General features: G+C 70.9%; 16 protein-coding genes and 2 tRNA genes. 6 read left to right on the top strand and 12 right to left on the bottom strand.

Annotated features, from left to right (window positions below; all coding sequences use genetic code 11):
- Positions 1 to 8 precede the first annotated feature (8 nt).
- Entirely contained in the window at positions 9 to 1,109 is a 1,101-nt protein-coding gene (locus HNR19_RS07225; RefSeq protein WP_179667280.1) for a trans-sulfuration enzyme family protein, read from the top strand.
- Between the two features lie 3 nt (positions 1,110 to 1,112).
- Here the strand turns inward: HNR19_RS07225 and HNR19_RS07220 are convergent, their stop codons facing one another.
- Positions 1,113 to 2,120, bottom strand: a complete 1,008-nt coding sequence (locus HNR19_RS07220; protein WP_179667279.1) for an NAD(P)H-dependent glycerol-3-phosphate dehydrogenase — start codon at positions 2,118 to 2,120, stop codon at positions 1,113 to 1,115.
- 3 nt (positions 2,121 to 2,123) lie between these two features.
- On the bottom strand, positions 2,124 to 2,864 hold the full coding sequence (locus HNR19_RS07215) for a lysophospholipid acyltransferase family protein (protein WP_343047093.1): 741 nt from the start codon (positions 2,862 to 2,864) through the stop codon (positions 2,124 to 2,126).
- 76 nt (positions 2,865 to 2,940) lie between these two features.
- On the opposite strand from HNR19_RS07215, the gene HNR19_RS07210 reads away from it, so the two are divergent.
- Both HNR19_RS07210 and HNR19_RS07205 read left to right on the top strand, forming a co-directional pair.
- Positions 2,941 to 3,594 carry a CofC family guanylyltransferase gene (locus HNR19_RS07210; RefSeq protein WP_179667278.1) on the top strand — a complete coding sequence of 218 codons (654 nt, stop codon included), beginning with the start codon at positions 2,941 to 2,943 and terminating at the stop codon, positions 3,592 to 3,594.
- Positions 3,595 to 3,648: 54 nt separating this feature from the next.
- Positions 3,649 to 4,167, top strand: coding sequence for a hypothetical protein (locus HNR19_RS07205; protein WP_179667277.1), 519 nt, complete (start codon positions 3,649 to 3,651; stop codon positions 4,165 to 4,167).
- Between the two features lie 66 nt (positions 4,168 to 4,233).
- On the opposite strand, the gene HNR19_RS07200 is transcribed toward HNR19_RS07205, so the two are convergent.
- From HNR19_RS07200 to leuC, 3 genes are all read right to left on the bottom strand, one after another.
- Positions 4,234 to 4,854, bottom strand: a complete 621-nt coding sequence (locus HNR19_RS07200; protein WP_179667276.1) for an HU family DNA-binding protein — start codon at positions 4,852 to 4,854, stop codon at positions 4,234 to 4,236.
- A 179-nt stretch (positions 4,855 to 5,033) separates the two neighbouring features.
- Positions 5,034 to 5,630, bottom strand: coding sequence for a 3-isopropylmalate dehydratase small subunit (gene leuD, locus HNR19_RS07195; protein ID WP_179667275.1), 597 nt, complete (start codon positions 5,628 to 5,630; stop codon positions 5,034 to 5,036).
- Between the two features lie 13 nt (positions 5,631 to 5,643).
- Entirely contained in the window at positions 5,644 to 7,062 is a 1,419-nt protein-coding gene (gene leuC / locus HNR19_RS07190) for a 3-isopropylmalate dehydratase large subunit (protein WP_179667274.1), read from the bottom strand.
- A gap of 101 nt (positions 7,063 to 7,163) precedes the next feature.
- Between leuC and HNR19_RS07185 the strand changes: the two genes are divergently transcribed.
- Positions 7,164 to 7,886: an IclR family transcriptional regulator gene (locus tag HNR19_RS07185; RefSeq protein ID WP_028655929.1), complete on the top strand. Its 723-nt coding sequence runs from the start codon at positions 7,164 to 7,166 to the stop codon at positions 7,884 to 7,886.
- Between the two features lie 266 nt (positions 7,887 to 8,152).
- Here the strand turns inward: HNR19_RS07185 and HNR19_RS07180 are convergent, their stop codons facing one another.
- Both HNR19_RS07180 and HNR19_RS07175 read right to left on the bottom strand, forming a co-directional pair.
- A complete protein-coding gene (locus HNR19_RS07180; protein WP_179667273.1) occupies positions 8,153 to 8,632 on the bottom strand; it encodes a methylated-DNA--[protein]-cysteine S-methyltransferase in 480 nt (159 codons plus the stop codon).
- Positions 8,632 to 10,092 carry an AlkA N-terminal domain-containing protein gene (locus HNR19_RS07175; protein ID WP_179667272.1) on the bottom strand — a complete coding sequence of 487 codons (1,461 nt, stop codon included), beginning with the start codon at positions 10,090 to 10,092 and terminating at the stop codon, positions 8,632 to 8,634. The genes HNR19_RS07180 and HNR19_RS07175 overlap by 1 nt, the downstream gene beginning before the upstream one ends.
- 108 nt (positions 10,093 to 10,200) lie before the next feature.
- On the opposite strand from HNR19_RS07175, the gene HNR19_RS07170 reads away from it, so the two are divergent.
- Complete coding sequence (locus HNR19_RS07170) at positions 10,201 to 10,623, top strand: hypothetical protein (RefSeq protein WP_179667271.1); 423 nt, start codon at positions 10,201 to 10,203, stop codon at positions 10,621 to 10,623.
- 3 nt (positions 10,624 to 10,626) lie between these two features.
- On the opposite strand, the gene HNR19_RS07165 is transcribed toward HNR19_RS07170, so the two are convergent.
- On the bottom strand, positions 10,627 to 11,358 hold the full coding sequence (locus HNR19_RS07165; protein ID WP_179667270.1) for an AIM24 family protein: 732 nt from the start codon (positions 11,356 to 11,358) through the stop codon (positions 10,627 to 10,629).
- 214 nt (positions 11,359 to 11,572) lie between these two features.
- Between HNR19_RS07165 and HNR19_RS07160 the strand changes: the two genes are divergently transcribed.
- A complete protein-coding gene (locus HNR19_RS07160) occupies positions 11,573 to 12,079 on the top strand; it encodes a hypothetical protein (RefSeq protein WP_179667269.1) in 507 nt (168 codons plus the stop codon).
- A gap of 56 nt (positions 12,080 to 12,135) precedes the next feature.
- Here HNR19_RS07160 and HNR19_RS07155 read toward each other — a convergent pair.
- From HNR19_RS07155 to gltX, 4 genes are all read right to left on the bottom strand, one after another.
- Positions 12,136 to 12,208: transfer RNA gene (locus HNR19_RS07155), tRNA-Glu, on the bottom strand.
- Positions 12,209 to 12,312: 104 nt separating this feature from the next.
- A tRNA-Gln gene (locus tag HNR19_RS07150) sits at positions 12,313 to 12,384 on the bottom strand.
- Between the two features lie 65 nt (positions 12,385 to 12,449).
- The gene (locus tag HNR19_RS07145; protein WP_179667268.1) at positions 12,450 to 13,397 is read right to left on the bottom strand and encodes a CPBP family glutamic-type intramembrane protease; all 948 of its coding nucleotides are present in this window, start codon (positions 13,395 to 13,397) and stop codon (positions 12,450 to 12,452) included.
- The gene (gene gltX, locus HNR19_RS07140) at positions 13,384 to 14,841 is read right to left on the bottom strand and encodes a glutamate--tRNA ligase (protein WP_218910505.1); all 1,458 of its coding nucleotides are present in this window, start codon (positions 14,839 to 14,841) and stop codon (positions 13,384 to 13,386) included. The genes HNR19_RS07145 and gltX overlap by 14 nt, the downstream gene beginning before the upstream one ends.
- Between the last annotated feature and the right edge of the window lie 34 nt (positions 14,842 to 14,875).

Raw genomic sequence — 14,875 nt, 5'->3', positions numbered from 1 at the left:
GTTGTGGCATGTCCGACGAGCCCTCCCACCCCGACCACCCGATCGACGTCCGCCCCGCCACCATCGCCGTCACCGGGGGCCGACCGGCCCGACAGCCCGACGCGCCGCTCAACCCGCCGATCACGATGGCGTCGACGTACGTCGCGGCGGGCGACGTCGAGTACGGGCGCTACGGCAACCCGACCTGGTCGGCGTTCGAGGAGGTGCTCGGCGCGCTCGAGGGCGGGCGCGCGCTGGCGTTCGCGTCGGGCATGGCCGCGGCGACGACCGTCCTGGACCTGGTCGGCCCCGGCGCCGGCGTGGTGGCGCCGCAGCACGCCTACAGCGGCACGATCATGGCGCTCGCCGACCTCGAGGCGCGCGGCCGGCTGCACGCCCACCTGGTCGACATCGCCGACACCGACGCGGTCATCGGCGCGATGAAGGCCGACGAGGACTGCGCCCTGCTCTGGATCGAGTCGCCGACCAACCCTGCGCTCGAGCTCGCCGACATCGAGACCCTCGCCCGGGCCGCGCACGAGCTCGGCGTCAGGGTCGTCGTCGACAACACCTTCGCCACCCCCCTGCTGCAGCAGCCGCTCTCACTGGGGGCCGACATCGTCGTGCACTCGGCGACGAAGTACCTCGCCGGTCACAGCGACGTCCAGCTCGGCGCCCTCGTCGTCTCCGACGAGGAGGTCTCCGGCGCCCTCAAGGCCCGCCGCGACCTCGTCGGCGCCGTACCCGGCCCGTTCGAGACCTGGCTCGCGCTGCGCGGCATGCGCACCCTGCACCTGCGCCTCGAGCGCGCGCAGGCCAACGCGATCGAGATCGCCGGCCGGCTCGCGGATCACCCCGGCGTCGTCGAGGTGCGCTACCCCGGGTTCGGCGCGATCGTCGCCCTGGTGCTGGCCGACGGCTTCAGTGCCGACCTCGTGGCGCGCAGCACCCGGCTGTGGGTGCACGCCACCTCGCTCGGCGGTGTGGAGTCCACCCTGGAGCGGCGCCGCCGCTGGAAGGCCGAGGCCTCGACGATTCCCGAGGGGCTGCTCCGCCTGTCGGTCGGCATCGAGGACGTCGAGGACCTGTGGACGGACCTCGAGCGGGCGTTGGCCCCGCTTGTGCCGTAGGGCTCAGTCGATCTCGGCCTTGGTGTCGCGCTGGATGAAGGACTGCATGAGCTCCGACGTCGTGATGTCGCCGGCGAGGACCTCGTCGACGTGCTGCACGATCGGGGCCTCGACGCCGGACTGCTCGGCAAGGGCGCGGATCGAGGAGCACGACTTCGCGCCCTCGGCGACCTGGCGGGTCGAGGCGTAGATCTCCTCGACGGTCATCCCCTGGCCGAGCTTCTCGCCGAACGTGCGGTTGCGCGAGAGCGGCGAGGAGCAGGTGGCGACGAGGTCACCGAGGCCCGCGAGACCCATCAGGGTCAGCGGGTTGGCGCCGAGACGCATGGCCAGGCGCGCCGTCTCGGCGAGGCCGCGGGTGATCAGCGAGGCCGTCGTGTTGTCGCCGAAGCCGAGGCCGACCGCCATGCCGACGCACAGGGCGACGACGTTCTTGTAGGCGCCGCCGAGCTCGCAGCCCAGCACGTCCACGCTGGTGTACGGGCGGAAGGCCGGTGAGTGGCACCGGCTCTGCAGCATCGTCGCGACGTCCTCGTCGGCGCAGGCGACGACGGACGCGGCCGGCTCCCGACGGGCGATCTCGCGCGCGAGGTTGGGGCCGCTGATGACTGCGATCCGCTCGGGACCGATGTCACCGACCTCCGCGATCACCTCGCTCATCCGCTTCACGGTGCCGAGCTCGACGCCCTTCATGAGCGACACCAGGACGGCGTCGCTCTCGACGTACGGCAGGAACGCGGGGAGGTTGTCGCGCAGCGACTGCGACGGCACCGCCAGCACGACGACGTCGGCGCCCGCGAGCGCCCGCTCCGGGTCGTGGGTGGCGCTGATCGCCGGCGGGAGCTCGATGCCGGCGAGGTAGTCGACGTTCTCCCGCTTGTCGTTGATGCTCGCGGCGACCTCCTCACGGCGGGCCCACATCGTGACGTCGTTGCCCGCGTCGGCGAGGACCATCGAGAACGCGGTGCCCCACGATCCCGCACCGAGGACGGCGACCTTCCCGTTGCTCATCCGCTATCGACCACCCTTCTTGAAGCGGTCTCCGTGGACACGCATGTCGTATCTCTCGGCCGGTGCCTGCTCGCCCCGGATCTCCTCCAGCTGCCGCGTGATCGCCGCCATGATGCGTTCGGTCGCCTCGTTGACGACCTCCGCGGTGCGCGGCTTCGCGGCGAGGTCCGCGAGGTCGACCGGCTCCCCGATGCTCATGGTGATCGGCTTGCGCGGGAAGAGGTGGGGCCGCTTCGTGTACGGCGGCAGGATCTCCTGCGCGCCCCACTGGCCGACCGGGATGACCGGACAACCGGTCTCGAGCGCGATGCGCGCGGCGCCGGACTTGCCGCGCATCGGCCACATGTCGGGGTCTCGGGTGATGGTCGCCTCCGGGTAGACGACGATGAGCTTGCCGGCGCGCACGGCGTCGACGGCGGCCGCATAGGCGCCCGCGCCGCCCGAGGACCTCTCGACCGGGATCTGGCCGGCGCCGTCGAGCAGCCGGCCGAGCAGCTTGTTGCCCCACAGGCCGGACTTCGCCAGGTAGCGCGGCAGCCGGCCGTAGTCGTAGACGACGTGCGCCGCGGTCAGCGGGTCGACGTGCGACAGGTGGTTCATCGCGATGACGCAGCCGCCCGTCTCCGGGATCCGCTCAGGGTGGAGCCAGCGGTGCGTGGTGGTCGCCAGCAGCGTCGGCTTCACGACGAAACCTGCGAGCCAGAAGGCCCATCCGCGCTTCTCACGCATCTTCCGCACCGTCACGGCTGCACAGTACTAGGGCGGTCGGACGTGGGTGACCGGCGCCACGCAGCTCCGGCGGCCCTGACAGAATCGCCGCGTGAGCGCTGCCGGGACGGGTTTCGTCGTCGTCGTCCCGGTGAAGTCGCCCGGTGTCGGCAAGTCCCGTCTCGGCGACCTCGACGGGATCGATCGCAGCCTGCTCGCAGCCGCCTTCGCGACCGACACCGTGGCGGCCTGCCTGCACACCGACGGTGTCGTGGGCGTGCTCGTGGTCACCGAGGACGCCGGCCTGGCCGCGACCCTGACGGCCCTCGGCGCCGACACGTGCGGCGACGGACCGGTGCCGGGCCTCAATCCCGCGTTGCGGCACGGAGCCGCCGTCGCGGCGGGGCGATGGCCCGACGCCGTCCCGGTCGCGCTCCTCGCCGACCTGCCCGCGCTCCGCACCGAGGACCTCGCGGCGGCGTTGGCTCAGATCGCCGGCCGGGCGCGGGATGCGGCGTCGTACGTCGTCGACGCCGACGGCACCGGCACCACGCTCTACGCGGCGCCGCACGACGCGTTCGACCCGCGTTTCGGGGTCGACTCCGCGGCGGCGCACGCTGCCGCCGGTGGGGTCGCGATCGAGGGCGAGCTCCTGACGCTCCGCCGCGACGTCGACGACGTCGGCGCGCTGTGGGCCGCGGCCGAGCTGGGAGTGGGTACGGCGACCCGCACGCTTCTCGGAGGACGCACGCAACCCCGGGTGTAGGCCGTGCGTCCCTCAGGTTGAGCCCACTAATCCGAGCCATCCGAGAGGAACCCCATGCGCCACCCCATCAGACTTCTCGCCACCGTCCTCGCGACACTCCTCGCGTGCGCGGCCCTGACGACGACCACGACGAGCCCCGCCGGGGCCGAGAGCGTCACGCTGTGGGACCCCGCCGGCGACGCCGACGGCTACGACATCACCAAGCTCCGGGTGCGGCACAAGTCGAAGCGGGTCACCTTCGAGCTGCGACAGGACCAGACGCCCTACTGGTACGAGATCCGCGTCGACACACCCGGCCCGAAGAAGACCTACGACTACGTCGTCACGTGGTCGATCTACGGACAGCGCAAGGTCTACGTGCAGACCAAGAAGGACTTCGAGGACGGGGGCAGCAACTACGTCTGCAGGAACAAGACGGCCGAGGTCGCCGACGACAACAGCGTCCTGACGTTCTCGGTCGCCCGGTCCTGCTTCGGGCCGCCGAAGTCCGTCCGCGTCAAGGCGATCGCGTGGGACGACCAGTTCGGCTGGAAGGACCGCACCGGCTGGACCGAGCGGGCAGGAGTCGCCTGAGACCCGAGGAAATGACGACGGGCCGCACTCCTGCTGGAGTGCGGCCCGACGTACGAGACGAAGGCGTCAGGACTTCTTCGCGGTCTTCTTGGCCGGGGCCTTCTTGGCGGGTGCCTTCTTGGCCGGGGCCTTCTTCGCGGGCGCCTTCTTGACCGGAGCCTTCTTCGCAGGCGCCTTCTTCGCGGGCGCCTTCTTCGCAGGCGCCTTCTTCGCAGGGGCCTTCTTCGCGGGCGCCTTCTTGGCCGGAGCCTTCTTCGCAGGCGCCTTCTTGGCCGGAGCCTTCTTCGCCGCGGCCTTCTTGGCGGGAGCCGCCTTCTTGGCCGGAGCGGCGGCCTTCTTCACCGCAGCCGCTGCCTTCTTCGCGGGGGCGGCGGCCTTCTTCGCGGGCTTCGGCAGGGCCGGGAGCTTCTTCGCGCCGGAGATGACGTTCTTCAGGTCGGCGCCGGGAGTGAACTTCGGCACCGCCTTCTTCTTCGTCTTGATGCGCGCACCCGTCTGCGGGTTGCGCACGAAGCGCGGGTTGCGCACGGCCTTCTCGAACGCGCCGAAGCCGGTGATGGCGACCTTCTCACCCTTCGCCACCTGGCGCGTGATGGTGTCGAGCACGGAGTCGAGCGCGTGGGCCGCCGCCTTGCGGTTGCCGTCGAAGCGTGTCGCCAGCTCGTCGATCAACTGAGACTTGTTCACTGCTGTGTCCTTCCGCCAGACCGGCATTCCTGCCGTTCCTGGGCCGGTTCCGGCCGGGCCCACGCCCGGCGCCTTGCTCGGCACGCTAGGCATTCGTGGGCACGGTCACAACGACATCGCCGTGTTTTCCGGGGTTTTTTCGCTCTACGGCGCCGAATTCGACCGATTCGGGTAGCCGATCAGTGCTGGGTGGCCGGCTTCCAGCTCGGACGCGTCGCCTCGTAGGCAGCGATATCCGCCTCGTGACCGAGGGTGATGCCGATGTCGTCGAGGCCCTCGAGCAGCCGCCACCGCGTGTAGTCGTCGATGTCGAAGCTGTCCTCGACAGATCCGTCGGCAGTGCGCACCGTCTTGCTCTCGAGGTCGACGGTGATCTCCCCGCCGGGGTTGTCATCGAGGTAGTCCCACAGTCGCTGCACGACCTTCTCGTCGACCTGGGCGGCGAGAAGCCCGGCCTTGCCGGAGTTGCCGCGGAAGATGTCGGCGAAGCGCGAGGAGATCACTGCCTTGAATCCGTAGTTCTGCAGCGCCCACACGGCGTGCTCGCGGGACGACCCGGTTCCGAAGTCGGGACCGGCGACCAGCACGGTGCCGGCCTTGTAGGCGTCCTGGTTGAGGACGAACTCCGGATCGTTGCGCCAGGCCGCGAACAGGCCGTCCTCGAAACCGGTGCGCGTCACGCGCTTGAGGTAGACGGCCGGGATGATCTGGTCGGTGTCGACGTTGCTGCGCTTCAGCGGGACGCCGACGCCGGTGTGGTGGGTGAACTTGTCCATGTCAGCGGTCCCTTCAGTTCGCGGCCGTGGCCGGCTCGAGGTCGGCGGGCGAGGAGAGCGTGCCGCGGATCGCGGTGGCGGCAGCGACCGGGACGGACACCAGGTGCGTGCGTCCGCCCTTGCCCTGCCGGCCCTCGAAGTTGCGGTTGGAGGTGGACGCGCTGCGCTCGCCGGGCTGGAGGGTGTCGGGGTTCATGCCGAGGCACATCGAGCAGCCCGCGCCGCGCCATTCAGCGCCGGCCTCCTTGAAGACCACGTCGAGACCCTCGTCCTGCGCCTGCATCCGCACCCGCACGGAGCCCGGCACCACGAGCAGTCGCGTGTCCGGGGCGACCTGGTGGCCCTTGATGATCTCGGCGGCGATGCGCAGGTCCTCGATGCGGCCGTTGGTGCACGAGCCGATGAAGACGGTGTCGACCTTGATGTCGCGCATCGGCGTACCGGCCTCGAGACCCATGTAGGTGAGCGCCTTCTCCGCCGCGATGCGGTCGCTGTCCTCCGCGAAGTCCGCGGGGTCCGGGACGTTCGCGGCCAGCGGCACGCCCTGGCCGGGGTTGGTGCCCCAGGTGACGAACGGCGTCACGTCCGCGGCGTCGAGGACGATCTCCTTGTCGAACTCGGCGTCGGCGTCGGTGACGAGCGTCTTCCAGTGGGCGACCGCGGCGTCCCACTCGGCGCCCTTCGGTGCCTCGGGGCGGCCCTCGATGTAGTCGAACGTCGTCTGGTCGGGCGCGATCAGTCCGGCCTTCGCACCCCACTCGATGGACATGTTGCAGATCGTCATCCGGGCCTCCATCGAGAGCTCCTCGATGGCCTGGCCGCGGTACTCGACGATGTAGCCCTGTCCGCCGCCGGTGCCGGTCTTGCTGATCAGCGTCAGGATCAGGTCCTTGGCGGTGACGCCGTCGGGCAGGCTCCCGTTGACGGTCACGGCCATGGTCTTCGGCTTCGCCTGGGGCAGGGTCTGCGTGGCGAGCACGTGCTCGACCTCGGAGGTGCCGATGCCGAACGCGATCGCACCGAACGCACCGTGGGTGCTGGTGTGGCTGTCGCCGCAGACGATCGTCATGCCGGGCTGGGTGAGGCCGAGCTGCGGACCGACGACGTGCACGATGCCCTGCTCGACGTCGCCGAGCGGGTGCAGCCGGACGCCGAACTCCTCGGCGTTCCTGCGCAGGGTGTCGACCTGCGTCTTGCTCACCGGGTCGGCGATCGGCTTGTCCCAGTCGACCGTCGGGACGTTGTGGTCCTCGGTGGCGAGGGTGAGGTCAGGCCGGCGAACGGTGCGGCCGGCGAGGCGCAGGCCGTCGAAGGCCTGCGGGCTGGTGACCTCGTGGATGAGGTGGAGGTCGATGAAGAGAAGGTCCGGCTCCCCCTGGGTCGACCGGACGACGTGCTCGTCCCACACCTTCTCCGCCAGGGTCTTGCCCATGACCTGTTCCTCCTGAATGTGATGGCGTTGCGAGGCCTGTTTGACCTGTGTCACCCACCCTACCTCTTGCATCCCATGATCTGAGACGGCAGTATTGCCATATGGACAACTCGAGCGGCGTGGGCGTGCTGGACAAAGCCGCCCTGGTTCTCACGGCTCTGGAGTCGGGGCCGGCGACACTGGCCGGCCTGGTGGCCGGCACCGGTCTCGCCCGACCGACGGCGCACCGGCTGGCGGTGGCGCTGGAGCACCACCGGCTCGTGGCGCGCGACATGCAGGGTCGCTTCGTGCTCGGGCCGCGCCTCGCCGAGCTCTCCGCCGCTGCCGGCGAGGACCGGCTGCTCGCGACCGCCGGCCCGGTGCTGGCACGGCTGCGCGACATCACCGGCGAGTCCGCCCAGCTCTGGCGGCGCCAGGGCGACCACCGCGTCTGCGTCGCTGCGGCGGAGCGACCCTCCGGCCTGCGCGACACCATCCCGGTCGGCTCGCAGCTCACCATGCGCGCGGGCTCCGCGGCGCAGGTGCTGCTCGCGTGGGACGACCCCGAGCGCATCCACCGCGGCCTCCAGAACGCTGCGTTCTCGGCAGCCGAGCTCTCCGCGATCCGTCGCCGGGGCTGGGCCCAGTCGGTCGGCGAGCGCGAGCAGGGGGTGGCGTCGGTGTCGGCGCCGGTCCGCTCCCCCGGCGGGAAGGTCATCGCCGCCGTGTCGGTCTCCGGTCCGCTCGAGCGGCTCTCGCGCCAGCCCGGTCGCATGCACGCCCCCGCGGTGCTCGCCGCGGCCGAGCGGCTGTCGGAGTCGCTACGGCGGGCGGCCGCTGAATAGTCGAATCGCCCCTCATGGCTGGTCGAATCGCCCCTCATGGCTCGTCGAGCTAGCCCTCATGGCTCGTCGAGCGAGCCCTCATGGCTCGTCGAGCTAGCCCTCATGGCTCGTCGAGATAGCCCTCATGGTCGATCGAGTTACGACGAGTGATTCGGCACGCCACCGCGGGTGACTCGGCGAACCATCGCGGCGGATTCGGCGAGCCATCGCGGCGGATTCGGCGAACCATCGCGGCGGATTCAGCGAACCATCGCGGCGGATTCGACTCAGAAGAGCGCGTCCTGCTCGAGCGACAACAGCAGCTGCTTGCGCTCGAGGCCGCCGGCGTAGCCGGTGAGGGTGCCGTCGGCACCGATGATCCGGTGGCACGGGATCACGATCGGGATCGGGTTGCGGCCGTTGGCGAGGCCGACGGCGCGCGAGGCGGCGTTGGTCATCCCGAGGCGCTTGGCGATCTCGCCGTACGACGCGGTCTCGCCGAACGCGACGCCGCGCAGCTGCTCCCACACCCTTTGTTGGAACGCGCTGCCGACCGGCGCGAGCGGCAGGTCGAAGGTGTCGAGCTCACGAGCGAAGTAGGCGTGCAGCTGGCGCACGGCCTCGACGAGCAGTGGGTGGTCGTCGGAGCGCTCGCCGCGCGGGCGGCCGTCGGCGTCGCGCCACGGCGCGAACTCGATGGCGGTGATCGCACCGTTCTGCTCGATGATCCGCAGGGGTCCTACGGGCGACTCGGTCACGGTCCACATCAGTTCTCATCCTCCAGTGACGTCCACAGGTGCATCAGGGCGTAGGAGCGCCACGGGCTCCATGGTGCTGGGTCGGTGTCGTCGCTCCCCATCCGGGTGAGGGCGTGCCGTACACCGACATCGGTCGGCAGGAACACGTCGGGGTGCCCGAGCGCACGCATCGCGATGTAGTCGGCGGTCCAGGCGCCGATGCCGGGCAGCGTCATCAACCGGCGCCGGGTCTCGTCGCGGTCGACCCCGCGGTCGAGCACCACCTCGCCGTCGGCGAGGGCGGCGCCGAGGGTCGCCAGTGCCCGACCGCGCGCCCGCGGCATCGGCAGCGACTCGGGATCGAGCGTCGCGACGGTCGCCGCGGACGGGAAGAGGTGCGTCAGCCCGGGGATGTCGGTGTCGACGGGGCGACCGTGCTCGGCGACCAGCCGGCCGGCGACGGTGCGCGCACCGGCGACACTGACCTGCTGGCCGAGCACGGCGCGCACGGCGAGCTCGTGGCCGGCGGGATGTCCCGGGACGCGCAGCCCCGGTCGGCGGGCGACGAGCGGGGCGAGGCCCGGATCGGTCGCGAGGTGCTCCCCCACCGGGACGGGATCGCAGTCGGCGTCGAGCAGCCCGCGCACCCGCGCGAGCGCCGCCGACGTGTCGCGCAGGTCCTGGAGCGCGAAGCTCGCGCGGACGAACGCGACGCCGGGCTCGACGAGGTCGTCGAGCTCGAGGCGCACGGTGCCGAAGCCGTGCGGCAGGTCGAGGGTCCGCGCATAGCTGCCCGAACCGTCGTCGCGCACGGACGCGACCTCGACGCCGGCGACCGCGCGATCGGCGAGGAACCGCAGCAGGGCGCGGCCGGCGTACGGCGTGCGCACGGCCAGCCGGAGGTCGACGGCACCCGGCGTGCGGGGGCCGCTCCGACGGCCGCGCAGCTCGGTCGGGCTGGCGTCGTAGACGGCGCGGATCGTGTCGTTGAACTGGCGGACGCTGGCGAAGCCGGCCGCGAACGCGATGTCGGCGAAGCCGAGCTCGGTCGTCTCGACGAGCACCCGGGCGGTCTGCGCCCGCTGTGTGCGCGCGAGGGCCAGCGGTCCGGCGCCGAGCTCGGCGGTCAGCAGCCGGCTGAGGTGGCGCGACGTGTAGCCCAGCCGGACGGCCAGGCCCTCGACGCCCTCGCGGTCGACGACCCCGTCGCTGATCAGTCGCATCGCGCGGCCGGCGACCGTCGCGGCGACGTCCCACTCGGGGCTGCCGGGCGTCGCGTCGGGCAGGCACCGCTTGCACGCCCGGAAGCCGGCGGCCTGGGCGGCGGCCGCGCTGCGGTGGAACGTGACGTTGCGGAGCGCGGGGGTGCGGGCCGGGCAGGACGGGCGGCAGTAGATGCCGGTGGTGCGGACGCCGGTGTAGAAGACGCCGTCGAACCGCCGGTCGCGCGACCGGACGGCCGCGTAGCACGAGTCGACGTCGAGGTTCATGCCCCCCATCCTGTACGACGCCGCCGACAGTCTCTCGCGGGAATCGGACATGACGGTCCGGCCCGCGAGATCCCGCCACGAGGGCCCGCGTTCTGCCACGCTGTCGGCATGCCCGACCCGATCGACATCCTCATCAAGTCGCAGCAGTCCGCCCTCAAGCTGGCGACCGACACCCTGCGCACCGTGAGGGACACGGCCGTCACCGGCGTCACCCAGCCGGACGAGCTGGTGCGGCAGGTCGGCGACCTCGCCGCGGCCGTGGCCGGGATGTCCACCGCGGTCACCGGACTCGCCGCCGCGACCGCGCAGCCGCTGCAGGACTTCATCGTCCGGCAGCGCGAGCTCGCCGACACCGTGGCCACGCTCGCCGAGGCGCAGGCCGAGCTCGCGTCCGTCGTCTCCGCGCTCGCCGACCGTCACGCCGACGCGGTGTCGGCGCTCGAGAAGGTCACCGCACCTGTCTTCGCGGTGGTCGGCACCCAGCCGACCCCGCCGAAGACCCGGGCCGCCAAGAAGGCGGCGAAGAAGTAGCGGTCAGCGCAGCAGGTTGCCGAGCCCGCCGAGCGGGCTCTGCTGCTGCACCTGCTGGCCGGCGTCCTGGGCGCCGCCGAAGCGCATGTTCTCGCTCGGCTGGACGATGACGAAGCCCTGGCCGTTGAACGCGAGCTGGAACTCCTCGCCCGACGTGCGGCCGAACAGCGCCTTCATGCCGATGTCGGCCTTGAGGTTGATCTGCAGGCCCGCCGACCAGCACACCGCGGCGTCGGGGTCGACGAACGTCGGCGCCTCGCCCGCGTTGAGCAGGATCGGGGTGCCGTCGGTGACGATCGCGACCTGGCCGGTGCCGGTGAGCGTGGTGTTGAAGAGACCGCCGGACATCATCCCGGCGCCGCGGACGAGCTGGATGTCGTCCTGGAGGGTGTCGGAGTAGGCGAGGATGTTGGCGCCGTTGCAGGAGATCGAGTCGTTCTCGAGCTCGATGACGTGCACGTCCATGCCGTTCTTGGCGAGGAAGATCTCGCCGGTGCCGGTCATCCGCATGATCGGCAGGCCCTCGCCGGTCACCTTCTGCTTGAGCCACTTGCCGACGCCGCCGGCACCCTGGTGCTCGAAGTTGACGTTGCCCTGGTAGGCGACCATCGAGCCCTGGAGGGCCTTCACGGTGCCCTGCGAGAGCTCGATCTTCATCATCTTCGAGTTCTGCTTGACGAAGTTGCCCGGGCCTTCGACTTCCTGGAGCTCCTGGGCGAAAAGATCACTGCGCATGGGTGACTCATCCTTTGTGGGTAGACCCGAGAGACGTGGCGGCCGACCGGTCCGGTCGGCGTACGGAGACCTGCTTACCCCTTCCTACGTGGCCGCAACCCGCGCCGCTGGAAAACCTGGGGACAAACCGTCCGCGAGGATGAGTCCGTGCGGTGCGACGCAACCTGACCGGCGCCCGCGCGTCTCCCCTGTGCAACCGACACAGGAGGAACCCATGGCGCACATCAGGAGCACCATCAGCGCGGCGCTCGTCGCGATCGTCAGCTGTCTCGCCGTCCTGCTCACCAGCAGCCCGGCCTCGGCCGAGCGCGTGGTGCTCACCGACGGCGCGGGCGAGGGCACCGGATCCGACATCACGGAGGTCGTCGTCCACCACAAGGCCGAGCGGATCAGGTTCAAGGTCGACCTGGCCGCGATGCCCGGTACGTTCGTGACGATGAACCTCGACGTCCCCGACGGCAAGAAGTGGGAGTGGCTCGTCTCGTTCGACAACCTCTCCTCGCGGCTGGTCTACGTCTACCCGCGCGACGGCGGCGCCGACGACTGGACGTGCCGCGAGCGACCCACCATCCAGTACCCGGAGGACGGCGGCGCCGTCTACCGGTTCGCGTTCGCGCGGAGCTGCTTCGACAGCCCGGAGAGCGTGCGCGTGAAGGTCCGCTCGGAGGACCGCGACTCCGGCGACGTCACGCGATGGAGCGACTGGGCGGAGAGCGCCTGACCGCCACCGTCCGAAATCGCAGGAAGCCCGCTCCGAGGAGCGGGCTTCCTGTCTTGTACCCCCGACCGGATTTGAACCGGCGTTACCGCCGTGAGAGGGCGACGTCCTAGGCCGCTAGACGACGGGGGCAACGTGTTGTCCGGCCGTGCGGCCTTCCAACGTGAGAACCTTAGCGACCCTTGGCGATCGGGGCCAAATCGGCCCTTGTTCCCTCGTTTCGCTGCGAGATCTCGCTGGTCTACTAGGACTCGAACCTAGACTAACTGGACCAGAACCAGTCGTGCTGCCAATTACACCATAGACCACTGTGTTACTGCTGTTCGGCTCTCCTCCGCGGCCTCCCGGCCGGTCGGTGAACCGAGGGGAAACATTACCGTCGGGACCCCGGGCCCTCCAAAACGCCCCCCTCCCAGGCGGTCTCCACGCCCCGGCGCCGGGCCGACCACAGGACCAGGCCGAGGAACACGAACGACTGGGTCAGCGTCCCCGGCAACGTCCACCAGGTGCCGCCGTCCGGCGTCAGCGAGGCGTCGAGGTCGCCGAACGCCAGCGCGAGACCGAACGCGGTCCAGTTGTTGAGCACGTGCATCGCGATCCCCGCCTCGAGGCCCCCGGTGAGGATCGTCAAGGCGCCGGCGACCAGCCCGAACGCCAACCGGTCCACGAACACCGGGGCGGACTGGGCGCCGTGCGCCAGCGCGAACAGCAGGGCCGGTACGGCGACCGCGACCGGCGCCGCGAGCCGGCCACCCACCAGGCCGCCGAACGCCTGGGTCAGGTAGCCGCGGAACGCGAACTCCTCCCCCGCGGCCTGCAACGGGGTCAGCAGCACGATCACGAGCACGAAGTCGCGGGTGCGCGCCGACCAGTCGTTGAGCTCGCCGCTGACCTCGGCGCCGGGCTGCTGCGGGAAGAACATCGAGACGACGATCGTGGCGACCAGGGCGACCAGGGACAGGCCGAGGCACACCACGAGCCAGCGCCACCGGACCCGGCCGACGACCGATGCGAGCCAGCCCGGCCGGAGTCCGTGTCCTGCGAACAGCGCGAGCCAGGTGACCGGGATCGCGACCGCCCAGACCAGGTTGAGCGCGGTCAGGCCGGCCGGTGTGACCGGGTCCGTCTCGACGGTGGTGCCCGCCAGGTCGGCGACCACCGCCACCGCCAGCACGACCACGTTCGCGGCGACGTACCCGACGACGACCGTGACGAACAGCGCGAGAGCCGACCAGCCGATCCCCTGGCGGCCGAGCCGGTGCAGCTGGTGGTAGCCGAGCGGCTCCTCCGGTCGCGCGGGCCCGGGGTCAGCCGAGAGCACGCCGGAGCCGACCCAGGCTGCGCTCCCGCCCGAGCAGCTCCATCGACTCGAACAGCGGCGGGCTGATCCGCTTCCCGGTCACCGCCACCCGAACGGCACCGAAGGCGACCCGCGGCTTCAGGCCCATGCCGTCGACCAGCGCGCCCTGCAGGGCCTCCTGGATCGCGGCCGTCGACCAGGTCGCCAGCCCCTCGAGCGCGGCGAGCGACGCGCGGACGACATCCTTGCCCTGCTCGTCGAGCAGCTTCGCGGCGTCGGCCTCGTCGAGCTCGAACGAGTCCTCGTCGACGAACAGGAAGCCCAGCATCGCGGGCGCCTCGCTCAGCTTGTTGATGCGCTCGGAGATGAGGGGCATCGCCAGCTCGAGCAGCTGCGCGTCGGAGTCCGAGACCGGGTCGTGCACGACGCCGGCGGCCTTCAGGTGCGGCAGCACCCGGTGGGTCATGTCGTCGAGGGACAGCAGCCGCATGTGCGAGGCGTTGATGGCCTCGCACTTCTTGAGGTCGAACCGGGCCGGGTTGGGGTTGACGTCGCCGATCTCGAACGCGTCGACCATCTCCTCGACGCTGAACACGTCGCGGTCGGCGGCGATCGCCCAGCCGAGCAGCGCCAGGTAGTTGAGCAGGCCCTCGGGGAGGAAGCCCTGGTCGCGGTAGGCCAGGGCATGCGCCTCGGGGTCGCGCTTCGACAGCTTCTTGTTGCCCTCCCCCATCACGTAGGGCAGGTGGCCGAACTCCGGCGTCGCCTTGGCCACGCCGAGGTCCTTGAGCGCCTCGTAGAGCGCGATCTGGCGCGGCGTCGACGACAGGAGGTCCTCGCCCCGGAGGACGTGGGTGATCTCCATCATCGCGTCGTCGACGGGGTTGACGAGCGTGTAGAGCGGGTCGCCGTTGGCGCGGCAGAGCGCGAAGTCGGGGACGAACTGGGTCTCGAACGAGATCTCGCCGCGCACCAGGTCGTTCCACGTGATGGTGCCGTCGGGCATCCGGAACCGCACGACCGGCCGGCGGTCGGCTGCCTCGAACTCCTCGACCTGGTCCTGGGTGAGCTCGCGGCAGAAGCCGTCGTAGCCCATCACCTTGGAGCCGGACGCCTTGCGGCGCTCCTCGACCTCGGCGTTGGTGCAGTAGCAGTCGTAGGTGTACGACGACGCGCGCAGCCGGTCGAGCGTCTCGACGTAGTAGTCGCTCCGCTCGCTCTGGCGGTACGGCGCGAACGGCCCGCCGACCTCCGGGCCCTCGTCCCACTCGAGCCCGAGCCAGTGCATGAGCTCGATCAGCGCGGCGTAGGACTCCTCGGTGTTGCGCTCCTTGTCGGTGTCCTCGATGCGGAACACGAACGTGCCGCCGGCGCCGTGGCGCTGGTGGTGCCGTGCGAACGCCCAGTTGTAGAGGGCGGTGCGCACGAGACCGACGTGCGGGCTGCCGGTCGGCGAGGGCGCCATCCGGACGCGCACGGGCTTGTCAGAGCTGACCACT

Origin of the sequence: Nocardioides thalensis (assembly GCF_013410655.1) — a bacterium.
Lineage (GTDB): Bacteria > Actinomycetota > Actinomycetes > Propionibacteriales > Nocardioidaceae > Nocardioides > Nocardioides thalensis.
The sequence above is the reverse complement of the archived record's forward strand: the minus strand, read 5'-3'. Positions and strand labels throughout refer to the sequence as shown.